Origin of the sequence: Streptomyces zhihengii, assembly GCF_016919245.1 — a bacterium.
In the GTDB taxonomy this organism is placed as follows: Bacteria; Actinomycetota; Actinomycetes; order Streptomycetales; family Streptomycetaceae; genus Streptomyces; species Streptomyces zhihengii.
In genome coordinates, this window is sequence record NZ_JAFEJA010000002.1 from 2,121,183 (window position 1) to 2,136,706 (window position 15,524).

The 15,524-nt window shown below is 69.9% G+C and carries 10 protein-coding genes and 2 pseudogenes; 7 read left to right on the top strand and 5 right to left on the bottom strand.

The window, feature by feature from the left end:
• Window positions 1–93: 93 nt before the first annotated feature.
• Window positions 94–540, top strand: a complete 447-nt coding sequence (locus JE024_RS36775) for an Lrp/AsnC family transcriptional regulator (protein ID WP_244883505.1) — start codon at window positions 94–96, stop codon at window positions 538–540.
• 161 nt (window positions 541–701) lie between these two features.
• Here JE024_RS36775 and JE024_RS36780 read toward each other — a convergent pair whose 3' ends face one another.
• The gene (locus JE024_RS36780) at window positions 702–3,425 is read right to left on the bottom strand and encodes a helix-turn-helix transcriptional regulator (protein WP_205378169.1); all 2,724 of its coding nucleotides are present in this window, start codon (window positions 3,423–3,425) and stop codon (window positions 702–704) included.
• Between the two features lie 177 nt (window positions 3,426–3,602).
• Here JE024_RS36780 and JE024_RS36785 point away from each other — a divergent pair, with 177 nt between their 5' ends.
• A complete protein-coding gene (locus tag JE024_RS36785) occupies window positions 3,603–5,777 on the top strand; it encodes a M4 family metallopeptidase (RefSeq protein ID WP_205378170.1) in 2,175 nt (724 codons plus the stop codon).
• A 351-nt stretch (window positions 5,778–6,128) separates the two neighbouring features.
• Here the strand turns inward: JE024_RS36785 and JE024_RS41500 are convergent, their stop codons facing one another.
• Window positions 6,129–6,770 carry a hypothetical protein gene (locus tag JE024_RS41500; RefSeq protein WP_244883656.1) on the bottom strand — a complete coding sequence of 214 codons (642 nt, stop codon included), beginning with the start codon at window positions 6,768–6,770 and terminating at the stop codon, window positions 6,129–6,131.
• On the opposite strand from JE024_RS41500, the pseudogene JE024_RS41505 reads away from it, so the two are divergent.
• Window positions 6,675–7,274, top strand: a pseudogene (locus JE024_RS41505) (S8 family serine peptidase); the annotation flags it as partial. The gene JE024_RS41500 and the pseudogene JE024_RS41505 sit on opposite strands and share 96 nt — an antisense overlap.
• A gap of 242 nt (window positions 7,275–7,516) precedes the next feature.
• Window positions 7,517–9,112, top strand: a complete 1,596-nt coding sequence (locus JE024_RS41510) for a fibronectin type-III domain-containing protein (RefSeq protein WP_244883506.1) — start codon at window positions 7,517–7,519, stop codon at window positions 9,110–9,112.
• 407 nt (window positions 9,113–9,519) lie between these two features.
• On the opposite strand, the pseudogene JE024_RS41520 reads toward JE024_RS41510, so the two are convergent.
• Window positions 9,520–10,012 (bottom strand): annotated as a pseudogene (locus JE024_RS41520) (transposase family protein); the annotation flags it as partial.
• Window positions 10,013–10,199: 187 nt separating this feature from the next.
• Here JE024_RS41520 and JE024_RS36795 point away from each other — a divergent pair.
• The 3 genes from JE024_RS36795 to JE024_RS36805 all read left to right on the top strand — a co-directional run bounded on the left by JE024_RS36795 (window position 10,200) and on the right by JE024_RS36805 (window position 13,581).
• A complete protein-coding gene (locus JE024_RS36795) occupies window positions 10,200–11,696 on the top strand; it encodes a hypothetical protein (RefSeq protein ID WP_205378171.1) in 1,497 nt (498 codons plus the stop codon).
• Window positions 11,697–12,232: 536 nt separating this feature from the next.
• On the top strand, window positions 12,233–12,394 hold the full coding sequence (locus JE024_RS42450) for a hypothetical protein (RefSeq protein ID WP_205378172.1): 162 nt from the start codon (window positions 12,233–12,235) through the stop codon (window positions 12,392–12,394).
• Window positions 12,395–12,396: 2 nt separating this feature from the next.
• A complete protein-coding gene (locus JE024_RS36805) occupies window positions 12,397–13,581 on the top strand; it encodes an NsdA family TPR-like regulatory protein (RefSeq protein ID WP_244883507.1) in 1,185 nt (394 codons plus the stop codon).
• A gap of 50 nt (window positions 13,582–13,631) precedes the next feature.
• Here the strand turns inward: JE024_RS36805 and JE024_RS36810 are convergent, their stop codons facing one another.
• Both JE024_RS36810 and JE024_RS36815 read right to left on the bottom strand, forming a co-directional pair.
• Window positions 13,632–14,567, bottom strand: coding sequence for a Scr1 family TA system antitoxin-like transcriptional regulator (locus tag JE024_RS36810; RefSeq protein ID WP_205378173.1), 936 nt, complete (start codon window positions 14,565–14,567; stop codon window positions 13,632–13,634).
• Window positions 14,564–15,460: a Scr1 family TA system antitoxin-like transcriptional regulator gene (locus tag JE024_RS36815; protein WP_205378174.1), complete on the bottom strand. Its 897-nt coding sequence runs from the start codon at window positions 15,458–15,460 to the stop codon at window positions 14,564–14,566. Before JE024_RS36815 ends, JE024_RS36810 begins: the two co-directional genes overlap by 4 nt.
• Between the last annotated feature and the right edge of the window lie 64 nt (window positions 15,461–15,524).

A 15,524-nucleotide genomic window follows, 5' to 3' on the forward strand; every position in this document is an offset into this window, starting at 1 on the left:
CACATGTCGAGCGTGATTCACTCGACCTGTAGGGAGCTAGGGAGCTTTCGGCGCGTGACCTGTGCGTGGCGCGCATGATTCGGGGAGTTGGCCGTGGATGCGATCGACCGCCACATACTGAACATCCTCCGCAAGGACGGGCGAGCGCCCGTGTCGGAGATCGCACGTGCTGTGGGACTCTCGGCGGCACCGTGCGCTCGCCGCATAGAGCGCATGGAGAGGGAGGGGGTGATCCGCGGCTACACCGCAGTCATCGAGGACAGCCAGGCAGGCATGCTTCAGGCGTTCATCGAGATCCGCCTGCTCGGGGCTACCGACAGCGACGAGATCCAGGGCATCGCCGAGAGCATCCCGGAGATGGAGGAGAGCCACAGCATCGCCGGCACCTCCGACGCCCTGCTCAAGCTCCGAGTCCGGGACGTGAAGCATCTTCAGCAGGTGATCAACGCCGTACGCCGGACCGGCAAGGTGGAGGGCACCAAGACCTTCATCATCATGAACACCTGGACGCGGGCGACCGAGCAAGCTGTCACCCCGTGACCGCGAAACGGCATCCCCAGGATCGGAGGCCTTCCGCCTGCCGGCGGCAGGCTTGTTCAGCCGAACAGGGTTCCGCCGCCACGCCTCGGGTCCGGGACAGAGCGGCAGGTCGCCCGGGCCACTATTGGACCCGGGCGGGCTCCCGCAGCCGCCTGGGTGGCTCACTCACGTGTTGGAGTGACGGTGTGTGCGAGCTGGAAGCGTGAGTGGAGGCCGAGTTTCCGGTAGACGCGGGTGAGAGTCGCTTCGACCGTCTTGACGCTGACGGTGAGGGCGGTGGCGATGTCGCGGTTGCTCGCTCCGGCGGCGGCGAGTTCGGCGCAGCGCTGCTCGGCGGAGGTGAGGAGGGGGTGGGCGTTGTCGTCTGTGGGGGCGGCTTCCAGTCGGCTGAGGGTGCGCGCGGCGGCTTCGGCCCAGGGGTGGGCCTGGTGGGTGGTGAAGAGGTCGATGGCGCTGTGCGCGGCGGTGCGGGCGCTGGCGCGTCTGCGTCCGCGTCGTTCGGTGTGGCTGAGCGCCAGCAGGGTCCTGCCGCGTTCGAGGGGGAGGTGGCGAAGGCGGTCGGCCGCGTCGTTGAGGCGCCGGGCCGCGGTGTCGTAGTCGCCGCGGGCGGCGTCCAGAAGCGCCTGGGTGCGTTCGAGCGGAGGAAGGACCGTGTGACGGCCGAGATCGATCGCTGTGCGGCGAGTCTCGTCCAGGAGGCTCTGCGCCTGGCCCAGGTGGCCGAGGGTGACGAGGGTCTCGGCGAGTTCGGGATGCCAGCGCAGGACGGACGGGTCGCGGACCTGCTGGAGTCCCTCCAAATACCGCACTTCCTCCAGGGCCTCCAGGGCTTCCTTGGGACGGCCGGTGACCAGAAGAAGGTGACCAAGGGCGAAGAGGTTGCGGGAGAGGAAGACCTTGTTGTCCTCCTGCCGGGCGGTGTCGACTCCGCGGCGTGCGTGGAGGAGGGCGATGTCGGTGCGACAAGCGGTGCCCTCGACGAGGGTGGAGGTGTAGCACGCCGGTGCGGGTGACAGGGAGGTCTCGTCGGTCAGTGCCTGGGCGCGGTGGGCGTGTTCGAGCGCCCTGGCGCACCGTCCGGCGCGGAGTTCGGCCTCGGCGAGGCTGCGCCGGATGTCCACGGTCGCCTCGGTGTCTCCGGTCCGCTCGGCTTCGACGAGCAGGGGAAGCAGCGCGGTACGGGCCTCCTCGGGGTTGTCATCGAAGAGGGCGTGCCGGGCGGCGAGGTGCTGGGGTGTGCCGTTGGCCGGGACGGAAGCGGCGCGTGGCAGGGACAGGGCTCGGCTGAGCGTGGTCTCGGCGTCGGGGTGTCCGAGGACGCGTTGGAGACGGGCCTGCATCGTGAGGGCCATGGCGGTGGTGGTCATGTCACCGGCGCTCTCGGCGAGGGCAGTGGCACGTCCGGCCAGGTCGCACGCCCGGCGGGGATCGCCCTCATTGACGTTGGCCCAGATGGACTTGCGGATGAGGAGTTGTGCCGTGAGGTCGGGTCGTCCGGCCGCCGCGTGAAGTGCGTCGGCGAACAGTTCGTCCGCGCTGTGCAGGTACTGGCCGCTCGCGTCGATCAGGGCAACAAGGGCGTCGACGCGCTGGTCCGGGGTGGTGTCGTGGCTCAGGACAAGGCAGGCGGCGGCCCGGGCGCGGGGGAGGTCGCCGTAGTGGGCGGCGTCGCGTACGGCGGTCAGGGCCCGCTCGGTGAGCAGGTCGCCATCGTCGTGCGGGGTGCGCTGGGCGGCGAGGAAGGAGAGCTCTGCCGCGAGTGCGTGGTCGCCGCGCTGCCGGGCGCGTACGGCAGAACGGGCAGCGTGGAGAGCCGACTGCGGGTCGTCGGCATCGGCCGCCAGCGCGGTGTGCCGGTCACGGCGGACGCTGTCACGACTGGCCTCGGCCAGCCGGGCGTGGAGGAGCCGGCGCGCGTGACCCGGCAGCCGCGCCACGAGTTCGGTGCCGATCGCGGAGGCGGTGAACCGCACCGTCCCGTTGGGCTGCCCGATCTCGAGCAGCCCCGCTGCCTCGGCCTGGGCGAGGAGGGCCTCGGCTGCCGGGCCGGCGAGGCGGCCGAGCAGTTCGAGGCCGGGCCGATCATCGAGTGCGGCGAACGTCAGCAGTTCCTGTACCTGGGCCGGTACCTCGTCCAGCCACTCGCCCACCAGCCGACGGGCCGTAGGCGGCAGGGCCGACTCCCTTCCACCGTCCCGGTCCGGTAGGGGACGCGAGGCGTCGGCCAGCGCCAGGGCCAGGGCAGGGTTCCCGCCGCTGCGGGCATGGATGCACGTGACCTCGCGGAGGGCAAGCCGGTACGGGGAGAGCAGCATCGCGACCTGAGAGGCCGTCAGGGGCGGAACGCGTACCGCGTGCGTGTCCTCCCCGCACCAGTGGCCTCCGGCCTGCGGGCGCCAGGTGCGCTCGGCCGCGATGACGGGAAGGTCCGGGGTCGCGCGCAGTGCCCAGTCCAGGACGGCAGCGCTGGCCGGGTCCAGCCACTGGGCGTTGTCCACGACCAGGGTCATGGGTGGCGCCTCCCGCAGGAGGACGGCGGTCTGCCGTCGCAGCCGCAGGGCCCGGCCGGCGTCATCCGGAAAACCCGGCCGATCGGCGGCGTCGTCGAGTGCAGCCGTCAGCTCCCGCGCTGCGGGCAGCGCCGGTAGAGCCAGCGCGAGTTCGAGGAGCCCGGCGCCGGGGACCCGGGCGTCCTGCGGACGGGGGGCCAGACGCAGAACGGGCAAGCCCAGCCGCTGCCCCAGGGCACCGGCCGCGGTGGTCTTGCCGCTGCCAGGCGGCCCGAACAGGACCACCCGGCGGGCGACGGGCCCGTCTTCCGGCACGACCGGCAGCACGGCACCGGCCTCGTGGGACGCGTTGATCCACATCGCAGAGTCTGGCATCGGGCCATGGTGCGCCCACGGGGCCTCCCCGTCCAGGTCAAGGGATTGCCCTGATGTCGGCTGCCTCCCGCGTCCCTAGCCTCATGGCCACAGCCGAGCCAACCACTGCTGAACGCCCCCCGCACCGTAGATGACGTTTTGCGGCATTTCCCCGACAGGCCCGGCGGAAGGATTGCAATGAACCGCAAGAACGCCCTGGCAGCCGGTGTCGCGGCAGCCCTCGCCCTGGGCTCCGTGACCATGGTGGCCACCCAGTCCACCGCCGCGGGTCCCCGGCCCACCGCGGCCGCCGGTACCTCCGTCGCCCAACCCGGCGCCGGGTTCCGGGCGATGACGGCCGACGCGCGGAGCGAGGCGATACGCACGGCCGGCAGGAACGCGGCCGCCACCGCCCGCGAACTCGGCCTGGGCCCCGACGAGCGCCTGGTGGCCAAGGACGTGCTGATCGACGCCGACGGCTCCCGGCACGTGCGCTACGACCGCACCTACAGAGGCCTGACGGTGATCGGCGGCGACCTGGTGGTCCACCTCACCGAAGGCGGCACGATCACCGGCTCGAACCTGGCGCACCAGGGCGCGATCCGGATCGCCGGCACCACCCCGAAACTCACGGCCGACGACGCTTCCGCCAAGGCCGTGAAGCACGCCAAGCACGTGAAGAAGGCTAAGGCCGGCAGCAAGGACAGCACCCTGGTGGTGTACGCGGTCGGCAAGATCCCCGTCCTCGCCTACCGCTCGACCGTCACCGGCGAGGGCGAGACCGGCCCCACCTCGCGGGAGGCGGTGATCGTCGACGCCACCACCGGCGCGGCGCTGGACCAGTACGAGCTGCACCAGAACGTCACGGGCACCGGCAACGGCGTCACCGTCGGCCAGGTCTCCATCGAGACCACCCAGACCGCCGGCGGCTACACCCTCACCGACCCCGCGCACGGCGGCACGATCGTCTACGACTCGTACAACAGCCCCCAGTCGAACCCCAGGCAGAACGCCCGGCCCTTCTCCAAGACCACCAACTCCTGGGGCAACGGCACCAGTTCCAGCCGCGAGAGCGCCGCGGTGGACGCCTCCTACGGCCTGGCCAAGACCTGGGACTACTACAAGAACTCTTTCAACCGCTCCGGCATCCGCAACAACGGCAGCGGCGCCCCCGCCTACGTCCACGTGGACACCGGCCTGTTGAACGCCTTCTACGACGACGACTGCTTCTGCATGTTCTTCGGCGACGGCTCCTCGCAGAACAGCAACACCCCGGTCACCACGCTCGACGTGGCCGCCCACGAGATGAGCCACGGCGTCACCGCCGCCACCGCCAACCTCACCTACTCCGGCGAGTCCGGCGGCCTCAACGAGGCCACCAGCGACATCTTCGGCACCATGGTCGAGTTCTCCGCCGGCAACACCGGCGACCCGGGCGACTACTACATCGGCGAGAAGCTCAACATGTCCGGCGGCTACATGCGCCGCATGGACAACCCCGCCGCCGACGGCAACTCGCTGTCCTGCTGGACCTCCGGCGCCGGCTCGGTGGACGTCCACTACTCCTCCGGCATCGGCAACCACTTCTTCTACCTGGCCGCCGAGGGCACCGGCACGAAGACCATCGGCGGACGCTCGCACACCGGCACCACCTGCAACAACGACACCTTCAGCGGCATCGGCAAGGACAAGGCGGCCGCGGTCTGGTACCGGGCGCTGTCCACCTACATGACCTCCACCACCAACTACGCCGGCGCCCGCACCGCCACCCTGCAGGCAGCCGCCGACCTGTACGGCAGCAACTCCCAGGAGCGCTACCTCGTCTCCAAGGCGTGGGCCGCCGTCAGCGTCGGCACCGCACTGCCCGACCCCGGCACCGGCACCCCCACCCCCTCCCCGACCGATCCGACTCCTTCGCCGACCACGCCCCCCAGCGGGAACGCGCTGATTAACGGCAGCTTCGAACAGGGCACCAGCGGCTGGACCCAGAGCGACAGCATCATCACCAACTCGCCCCTGCAGGCCGCACGTGACGGGTCCTGGTACGCCTGGATGATGGGTTATGGCGCCGACGCGATCGAGTCCCTGTCCCAGTCGAACGTCGCGGTGCCCTCCACCGGCACCCCGAAGCTCACCTTCTGGCTGAAGGTCTCCACCCAGGAGACCGGCTCCATCGCCTACGACACCCTCAAGGTCAACGTCAACGGCACCACCTTGGCCACCTACTCCAACGCGAACGCGAGCTCCGGATACGTCCAGAAGACCGTCGACCTGTCCGCCTACAAGGGGCAGACGGTGAAGCTGGAGTTCGCCGGCACCGAAGACACCTATCTGTCCACCATCTTCCTGCTCGACGGCATCACCATCGGCTGACCGATCCCACCCACCGCCAGTGCTCCCGTGGCCGGAGCCCCGCTCGGGTGCTCCGGCCGCAGAAGCCACCGCATGCGCGGGGGCGGCCCGGTTCCCGCTCCGCGGGATTCCCGGTGTGTTCAACCGCCCAACCTGCCTGCCGCATGCATGACAGGTGTGATCGTGAGTGTCTTTCCTGCCAGTCACACCACCTCATACGGGGAAGAGAGAGCGTTCACTCGTCCCGGTCTTCCCGTCAGTCACCGCCCGGTGCCAGGCGGTTCGGAGATTCCCGCCCCCAGCGCACGCCGCAGGCGAGCATCCGTGCTCGTCATCTCCGGCGTGCGTGGAATTCCATGAGGAGAGTCCGTGTCACTCCTGCCGCGCAGAACGTCGCGCAACCGGCGAGCCGCCCTTGCCACCCTGCTCACCAGTGCCCTTGCCGCGCTCAGCCTTCCCCTCGCCACGGCCGCCACCGCCGTTCCCGCCGCCTCCCCGATCGCCGAATCCGCCACGGGCACCTACCTGGTCACCCTCGCCGACGAGCCTCTGGTCACCTACGACGGCGGGGTGGGTGACCTCCCCGCCACGAAGCCCGCCGAGGGCGGCAAGCTCGATGTCGCATCGGCCGCCGCCAAGCGGTACCGCACCCACCTGACGGACCAGCAGAACCGCGTCGCCAAGAAGGTCGGCGCCACCGTCCGCCAGCACTACGCGGTCACCACCAACACCTTCAGCGCCCGGCTCGACGCTCGCCAACTGGTGCGCCTCGCCCACACCGGGAACGTCGTGCACATCGCCCCCGACCGCTTCCACCACGCCACCGACGACCGGAACTCCACCGACTTCCTCGGACTCTCCGGCCGCACGGGACTGTGGAAGGCCCTCGGCGGAACCGCCGAAGCCGGCAAGGGCATCGTGATCGGCGACATAGACACGGGCATCTGGCCCGAGAACCCCTCCTTCGACGCCCCGGCCCTGAGCTCCCGCAAACCCGGCACGAAGGACCGCCACCGCCCCTACCGCGTGGGCACGACCACCGTGATGCACAAGGCGGACGGCGCCACCTTCAAGGGCACCTGCCAGACCGGCGACAGCTTCACCGCCGCGGACTGCAACGAGAAAGTCATCAGCGCCCGCTACTTCGGCAAGGCATGGTTCGACGCCGTTCCGGAGTCCAACCGGGGCGGATACGTCTCCCCGCGCGACAGCCAAGGCCACGGCACCCACACGGCGTCCACCGCGGCCGGCAACGCCAACGTCCGCGCCACGGCCGGCGGTGAAAACCTCGGCACCGTCTCCGGCGTGGCCCCCGCAGCCACCATCGCCGTCTATAAAGCCCTCTGGCAGAGCAAGGACGGCCAGGCGGACGGCGGTCTGACCAGCGACATCGTCGCCGCCATCGACCAGGCCGTCGCCGACGGCGTGGACGTCATCAACTACTCACTCGGCGCCGCGTTCGAAAGCGTGTACAACGACCCGGCGCAGGTCGCGCTCCGCAACGCCGCCGCGGCCGGAGTGTTCGTCGCCACCGCCGCGGGCAACTCCGGCCCAGGCGCGTCCAGCCTCTCCAACACCGCGCCCTGGACCACCACGGTCGCCGCCGGCACCATCAAGTCGCACACCGGCACGGTGACCCTCGGCAACGGCGCGAGCCACACCGGCATCAGCACCACCGTGCACCGGCAGGTCGGCCCCGCCCCGCTCGTCCTGGGCTCCGCGGTCCGGGTCCCCGACACGACATCTACGCGGACTACTGCATGCCGAACTCCCTCGACCCCGCCCGCACGGCCGGGAAGATCGTCGTCTGCGAACGGGGCGTCAACGGCCGCCCCGACAAGTCCGCCGAGGTCAAGCGGGCCGGCGGCATCGGCCTCGTCCTGGTCAACCCCGGCAACGAGAGCACGGACGGCGACCTGCACAGCCTGCCGGCCGTCCACCTCGACCACGCGGCTGCGCCCCCCGTGCGCACCTACGCCGCCACGAGCGGAGCCACCGCCACCCTCACCGACGGAGGCACCTCGCACGTCTACCCGCAGGTGGCCGGCTTCTCCTCGCGCGGCCCCTCGCTCGTCGGCAACGGCGACCTGCTCAAGCCCGACATCACCGCGCCCGGCGCCACGATCCTCGCGGCCGTGTCCCCGGTCGGCAACAAGGGCCGCGACTTCGACTACTACTCCGGCACCTCCATGGCCACCCCGCACATCAGCGGCCTCGCGGCGCTCTACCTCTCGGAGCACCCCACCTGGTCCCCGATGAGCATCAAGTCGGCCATGATGACCACCGCCACGCCGACGAAGACAGCGGACGGCGAGAACAGCGTCGACGCCTTCGCGCAGGGCGCCGGCGAGGTGGACGCACGGGCCATGCTGCGGCCCGGACTCGTCTACGACTCGGGCGAGCGGGACTGGCTCGCCTACCTCGAAGGCTCCGGCGTGGACACCGGAACCGGCATCAAGGCCATCGACCCGAGTGACCTCAACTACCCGTCCATAGCCATCGGCGACCTGTTCGGCAAGCAGACCGTCACCCGCACCGTCACTGCGACCACGGCCGGCACCTACCGCTCCCGGGTGGACCTCCCCGGCATCAAGGCCACGGTGAGCCCGCCCGTACTGCACTTCACTCACCCCGGCCAGAAGCGCACTTTCACTCTCACCCTGGACGTGACCTCCGCGCCCGCGGGACGCGTCGACACCGGGGCCCTCACCTGGACCTCTGGCCGCACCACCGTCCGCAGCCCGATCGTCGTCACCCCGCAGATCGTCCGCGCCCCCGCCGAGATTGAGGGCTCCGGCTTCAGCGGCTCGAACATATTCTCGGTCACCCCGGCCACCAGCACCCTGACGGCCACCGCCTACGGACCGGTCACCTCGCCGGTCACCGAGGGCACCCTGACTCAGATGCAGGAGGTCTCCTACGACGCCGCTATCCCGTCCGGCACTAAGGCGTCGCAGATCACGGTCCGCTTCGACGCGGTGGAGGACACGATCACGGGCGTCCTGTGGGGCAACAAGGTCGGCGGGGTCCTCCAGGACGTCCAGATCGCCGTCCCCGATAGCGACGGAGTGGTCACCATCACCGTGCCGCATCCCACGGCCGACGCCCTCTTCGTGTCCCTGGTCGCGATGGGGGCCGACGGGGAGACCGTCACGCCGTACACCTATCAGGCGAACCACATCACCGCGGACAGCCCCATCACTGGCAAAGTCACGGTCACGCCCGACCGGGCCCGCGTCATCCCCGGCGTGCCGACTGACCTGACCGCCGCCTGGTCCGGCGTCCCGGCGCACACCCGCTCCGGCGCCTGGATCGAGTACGGCAACGGGGCAGGCACCTTCCTGACCCTCAGCTGAGTCCCGGCACCCACCAGCGGGGGCGGCACGCACACGCGTACCGCCCCCGCACGTGCCCACCACTCGAACCGCGAAGTTTCGCCCACGCCCCTGCGCACGATCTCCAGCTCGCCGTTGGAGAAGCAGTCGCCGTAGCCGATGGCGACGCCTACCTTGTGGTCCAGACGTTTCTTGATCTTCCAGCCTAACTCGATCTTCAGCATGGGGCGTCGAACGGTGCGTCGTACTTGATCACTCGGTTCGGTAACCGCCGGACGCAGAAACGGCCTTCACCTGAAAATGCGCTCCGGCCACGGAACACACACGTTCAGCGCGAAGGCCGTGAGGATGAGTCCGCAGCATCACTACGCCCGACGAGATCGGGCCTTGACCCCTGATGCCGAACACACGGGACACCAAGCCTCTTCAGCTTGACGCTCCAGGGTGACGACGGCTGCGGCCATGGCTGTTATGCGGCTAGGGCTGCAGCGGGCTATGCGGAAGATGCGCCAGGACGTCAGCCTTGCGACGCTTCATTCGATCGGTGCTCACGCCGCCGACAGGTCTGGTTGATCGTCCGCTGGGCCGGGATGAGGTCCCGGTTCGGAAGCCGTCTGATCGGTGTCGTCACCCAGGGGCCGGCACCGATGTAGGCGCGGTCGGCGAGGACGGGGACGCCCTGGCGTTCGCTGCGGTGAGCGCGCGCCGCCGTCAGGCCGTGGGCGTGGCCGGGCAGAACGGGTGAGATCCCCAGCAGGTGCCGGTGGGGGCGGCCACGACCTGCACGTTCACGCCGTGACGGCGGTGCCCCCTGGCAATCGCCCGGCTGTCGCCGACCCGGTCGCACTCGGCGAGTGTCCCGGCGAGCGGAACGTAGTCCGGATCGGCCTCGCGCAGGACCCGCAGGAGGCCCGGCGCCCGGCCGGACCGGCATCGGGGCATGGACGGCGCCCCGCGCTCCGACACCTGCCACAACGCCGCGGGCGCATGTCGCGGGACCGTGAACTCGCGCTCCCGCGAATTGTGTTGTTCCAGCTCCGGGTGCGCCTCCACTGCCCGATACTTTTCCGGGCGGCGTCGCCGTGGCGTCGCGACGAGGGGGGACATCATGTCGCAGCAACCGTTCGCAGGACCGCCGGGACCGGTCGGCACCGGGGGGAAGCCGGCGCCGCCCACCGACGAGCACATGCGCACCGCCCTGGAGCCGCTCCTGCGGACCCTGCTCAACGAGACGATCAAGAGCTGGACCACCCAGACGGCCGCAACCAAGAGCCTGGACGCCCGCCTCGCCCACCTGGCACCGGAGCGCAGGGCGATCTGGATCGCCGAGATCAAGAAGGTCGTCATCGCCCTGCGCGCGAAGCTGTTACCGCTCACCGCCCAGCTCGCCGAGTCCGTCGACGCGGCACTCGTCAACGCCAAACAGGTGAAGTACGCCAACCTCACGGACGACCAGGTCGTGGCGGCCGACCCCACCACCCTGTCCATCCTCGACTCGTTCCTGCACGCCACCCCGATCATGGCAGCCCTCGACATCGCCCTGCACGGGCTCTCCGACGAGGTCACCGCATACGTCACCCGCTCGCAGAGCGTCGAGACGTGGCTGGCCGGCCGCAAGCAGTGGTGCGCCCAGGAGTACGGCGAACTCGACACCCTTGTCCAGCAGGTCGACGCCACCCTGCACACGATCGACACCCTCCAGCTCGGCCCGTTCCTGACCGTATGGACGGGCCCGGTCATCAAGTTCCGCAAGGCCGCCGCGGTCGTGCTCGCGACGCCCCTGGACAACGTCTGGAAGGACGTCGACACGGCGCTCTGCGCGGCGTTCACGGAGCCCGAGGCCGCACTGAAGCAGACCGTCGGCGCCGTCGTCGACACACCAGGCAGCGCGGCGAACGGCGCCCGGACGCAGCTGTGCGGCAGCGTCTTCCGCCTCACCGACGACACGCTCCAGCGCCTCGCACCACTCGCGACCATGACGCCACCGCTCAAGAGCGCCTGCACCACGATGGCCACCGACTACGGCGAGCCCTGGCTGCTGTGCCTCAGCTCCCTGGCCACGCCGCAGGAGTTCACGCAGGTGCTGACGCACTGCGACAACAAATACGTCAAGAAGCCCTTCAGACTGGTGGCCCCGCCGCTTTGCACGACAGTCCAGCTGTCGAAGGCCTTCAGCGTGCTGGCGACCGTCGCGAACTGGGAGGACGCCTGTATCGCCCTCAACTCCTCGTGGACCGAAATCCCCGTGCCCGGCGGCGTCACCCCGATGACGTGGATCCGGATCGGCTCGTGGTGGGTCCCCCGGGCCTTCTCGGTCGGCGGCATGGAGACCGACATGGCGTGCCTCAAGCACATGGCACAGGAACTCGGCCCCACCCTCTCCGAGACCAAGGTGACCCGCTACTTCGCCGAACTGGTCGCCGCCTGCCGCATGGCCCAGGACCAGTGGGCCACCGCGGGACGGCCCGCGAAGCTCGAATGCTCCGGGATCACCCCCGGCGTCGGCACCTGGAAGATCATCATCAAGCTGAGCCACGGCAAGCCGCAGATCTTTCACGTGGACAGCCAGTACGAGAAGTCGGCCTGGGTCAGTCAGCCGAAGTGAGCGGCGGGATCGGGTAGGGCTCGTGGTTCAGGTCGACCCCGACGCGGATCTTCGTCTCCGCGGCGCCGCCCTCACCCAGATGTGGCTCGTCCCGTGGGGCGGCGCGACCACCCGGTGTGCCTGACGGCGTGTGGGACGGGTCGACCCCGCGCGCGCAGGGATGGTCCGGCGCCGCGGGAGTAATCGCCGGTGAGGGCCGTGTCGTCCCCGCACGCGCGGGGATGGTCCGGGCCTGGGCCAGACCGACCGGCTGCTCGCCACGTCGGCCCCCGTGCCTGCGGAGATGGTCCGCGCGTTACGGAGCGCGGCCAGCAGTCCGACCCGTCGGCCCTGCGCGCACGGGGATGGGGTCGTAGGGGTGTCATCCTTCCTCTGGTCCGCTGGGCGGTTGGCGCAACTTGCACTCCCTGAACGTCAACGGTGTAGTTCTGTTACACCTCGGCGATTGTGGTGTCCTACTGGAGTTTGAGCATGTCGTGAAACAGGGAGGTACCGGTGGCCAATTCGTCGTAGGTGCCCTGTTGGACGATCCGGTCGTGGTCAAGAACGACGATCCGGTCCGCGAGCCGGCAGTTGACCAGCCGGTGGGTGATGAACAGTGTCGTCCTGCCGTCGGCCAGAGCGCGAAGTCGCGACAGGATGCGATGCTCGGCACGGGCGTCGAGCGCTGCCGGCGGGGCAGACCGGCCGCTACCTGACGATGGCGCTCTTCCGCCGCCTGGGCAGGACCCTGGCCCCGGAGGATCTCGGCCTGCCGGTCCCGGCCGGCTGGGACAATGACAGCATCGGGCTGTCCCTCGGCGACTACCCGCTGGAGGCCCTGATACCGATCTGGAGGGGTGACTTGGACCGCCGACGCTTCCTGTCCGGCGCCGCGTACTCGGTGGCCGCCGCCGTGCTGCCGCTGGAGCACGTCACCGACATCGCCTCCCGCGCGGCCAAGGCCCGCACCGGCGCCCGGCTCGGGCATGCGGACGTTGCCGCGGTACGCGACATGGTCGCGATGTTTGCAGTGATGGACGAACGACACGGCGGCCAGCATGGCCGGTCCGCACTGGTGCAGTACCTCCTGTCGGATGTCGCGACCCTGTGCCGGGGACGCTTCAGTTCCGAGGACGACCACCGTCACATGCTGTCCGCCGCCGCCGTCGGTGTGCACCAGGCCGGTTGGCGAGCGTACGACGGCGGGGAGCAAGGCCTGGCGCAGCGGTACTACCTCCAGTCGTACGCCCTGGCCCGCGAGTCGGAGGTCACCGGTCACGCCGCGTTCGTCATGAGGACCATGTCGCAGCAGGGCATGAAGCTGCACCGCCCAGAGCACTGCCTCGCCCTGGCCGCTTCCGCCGTCGACAAGGTCCACGGGCGGGTCGACACCCAGACCGATGCGCTGTTCGCCGTCACCCACGCCCACGCCCTTGCCAAGGCCGGCCAGAGGAAGGAGGCGGTGCGCGAGGTCGAGCGTGCTCGCACGGCCCTCAGCTCGGCGAAGGGCGACGACGTTCCGTTCTGGGCCCTGTCGTGGGGGCCGCCCGCTGCCACTGTTCACAGCCGGACGGCGAAGGTCTTCGAAACGCTGGGAGACCGGCGCCGGGCCGCGGCAATGTACGGAGCGGCGGCGACGAGCCGGCCACCGGGCACGCACGCGCGCATTGTTGCCCTGGACCTGGTCGCGCAGGCCGAGATGCAGGCCGCAGAGGGCAGCATTGAGCAAGCGTGCGCCACCTGGGGCCGGGCCATGGACCACATGGATGGCGTTCAGTCGGCCCGGACTCGCAAGGCCGTGAGCACCATGCGCCGCGACCTGTCGCGCTTCCGCTCCCGCGGTTTGCGATGCGCCGCCGATCTCGACGATCGTACCCGCGACTTCCTTTCAGCTCGCCGCTGACCCTCGGCCCCGGCCCGGAGGCACTACAGACCGGGCGCGCGGGCCTGTAACTACTGCTTCACCTGCTTGACCTTCTTGGCCATCCCTTCGGCCGCTCGCTCGATGAGGGCGATCGTGGTGGCCCGGTCGTAGGCGTTCTCCTGCGCCTTACGGAAGGCGTCGGCGCTGGTGATGGCCGCCCCGGATCGGGTCTCGTAGTACGGGCAGAGGCCGTACCCCACGATCATGCGGTTCGATCCGACCGTCACCAGCGCCGACGTGTGAATCAGATCCAGCATGCTCAGCTTGGAGGAGTCGAGCACGCGGATCCGCAGACGACTCTCATCCTCCCGCTTCATCAGCTCCACGAGGTGGTGGAACTGTTCCGCCGCCGCGGCCGGTCCGCCTACCGGGCGGCTCAACAGGTACTCGTCGATCAGTACCGTTCGACGCTGCTCGGGATGACGTTCTACCGTGCGCACCCAGGACGGCATGCCCACGTCGTGGCCCGCGGGACCTGCGGACTGGTCGGAGTCCTGAGCGTCACGGTGGCTGCCGGGCCGCAGGTCCGAGGGAATGCGCGTGGTGGCGTGCTCAATGAGTTCGCTGGCCGAGAGCAGCACGGCAACGTAGCGGGCATCGGCTTCCGCCCCTGCGACGTCTGCCCAGTGATCCCATCGGTCGCGTTGAGTCCACCCCTGGGGGGCCGGTGTGAACTGGGCTGGAGGGAGGGAACGCAGCAGATAGCGGCGATCCTTCTCGGCGACGGAGTACACGTCCAGCAGTGCCTCCAGCCGTTCCGGTTTCAGCGGACTCTCGGCTCTCTCGACGCGGGAGATGGTGGACGTCGCGACGTGGTCGTGGCGGCCGGACCTCCGCTGGCTCATCCGGTGAGCCCGGCGCAGAGCCCGAAGGTAGACGCCGAGGACGATCCGAGCGGGTGGTGCGGAGTCGGCGACGGACAACGGTGCGGAAGCGCCGCGTAGAGGGAATTGCAGAACGGTCACGGTGCGGCCGCCCTCTCCATGCGCTCTGCCGCCTTCGTCAGGTAGTAGATGGCGTTCTCCTCCTCTGATACGGCCCATAAGTGGCTGTTGAAAGCCGCCCGTGCGCGGCCTACTTCGACGGTGCGGGTCTCGTACCAGTAGCCGCTGGCGCCAGCCGCCACCCACTGGCCCTCGATCAGCATCAGGTGCGCGTGTTTGAACACAATCGGGGGCAGGTGCGGGCGCGGGACCAGGACACGGATCGTTGCGAGGCGCTCCTGCACGATGCTCACCAGGTACCGAAGCTGCTCAGCCATGACCAGCGGACCGCCGACGGGATACTCCAAGGCGTCCTGGCCAAGCAGGAGGATCAGCTCGGGTCGGCGTCCACGTCCCGCAAGCCTGTAGGGAGGCGTGTGCGCAGCGGTGCGCCCTCCGCATGCAGCTCGGGTGTAGGCGGGTGTTCGATAGGGCGGGGGGATGGACAGGTTGGTGTGGCTCAGGACGGTGGTGGCGGAGTCCCACATCAGCCAGTGCCGCAGAGCAGCACCGTGGCCTGTGTCGGTCCAGCGGTCCCACATGGTCCGCTCACAGCGCTGATCGGCAATCTGCTCCGCTTCCTCCCGGCCGGCCGTTACCGGCGGCAGGCCGCGGCTCAGCATCTCGACCGCCTCGTCTGGACTCTTGACGTTGTACAACCGCAGTAATGCGGTCAGGCATGCCCGGTCACGGGGCGGCAGGCCTTCCTCCCACTGGGACACGACCTGGTGGGGGACTCGCAATCGCTGGGCGACCGTTTCGAGGGTGAGCTTGCTTTCACGCCGCAGGTGCCGCAGCCATCGGCTGGTGACGAGCTGCGCCGGGGACGGGACCGCGGCCGTGCGAGGTGAGGCGTGGTGCGGGGCGCTGGGCATGGGAAGTCCTTGTGCAGTTCTGCGAGGGAAAGGGCCTGCCTGCCCCCGAACGTCCTGTTGGGGG

Bases quoted from the DNA above. Each gene is read 5' to 3' on its own strand.
- JE024_RS36780 (WP_205378169.1), bottom strand. From the start codon at position 3,425: ATGCCAGACTCTGCGATGTGGATCAACGCGTCCCACGAGGCCGGTGCC.
- JE024_RS36795 (WP_205378171.1), top strand. From the start codon at position 10,200: ATGTCGCAGCAACCGTTCGCAGGACCGCCGGGACCGGTCGGCACCGGG.
- JE024_RS41510 (WP_244883506.1), top strand. From the start codon at position 7,517: ATGCCGAACTCCCTCGACCCCGCCCGCACGGCCGGGAAGATCGTCGTC.
- JE024_RS36785 (WP_205378170.1), top strand. From the start codon at position 3,603: ATGAACCGCAAGAACGCCCTGGCAGCCGGTGTCGCGGCAGCCCTCGCC.
- JE024_RS36815 (WP_205378174.1), bottom strand. From the start codon at position 15,460: ATGCCCAGCGCCCCGCACCACGCCTCACCTCGCACGGCCGCGGTCCCG.
- JE024_RS36805 (WP_244883507.1), top strand. From the start codon at position 12,397: ATGGCGCTCTTCCGCCGCCTGGGCAGGACCCTGGCCCCGGAGGATCTC.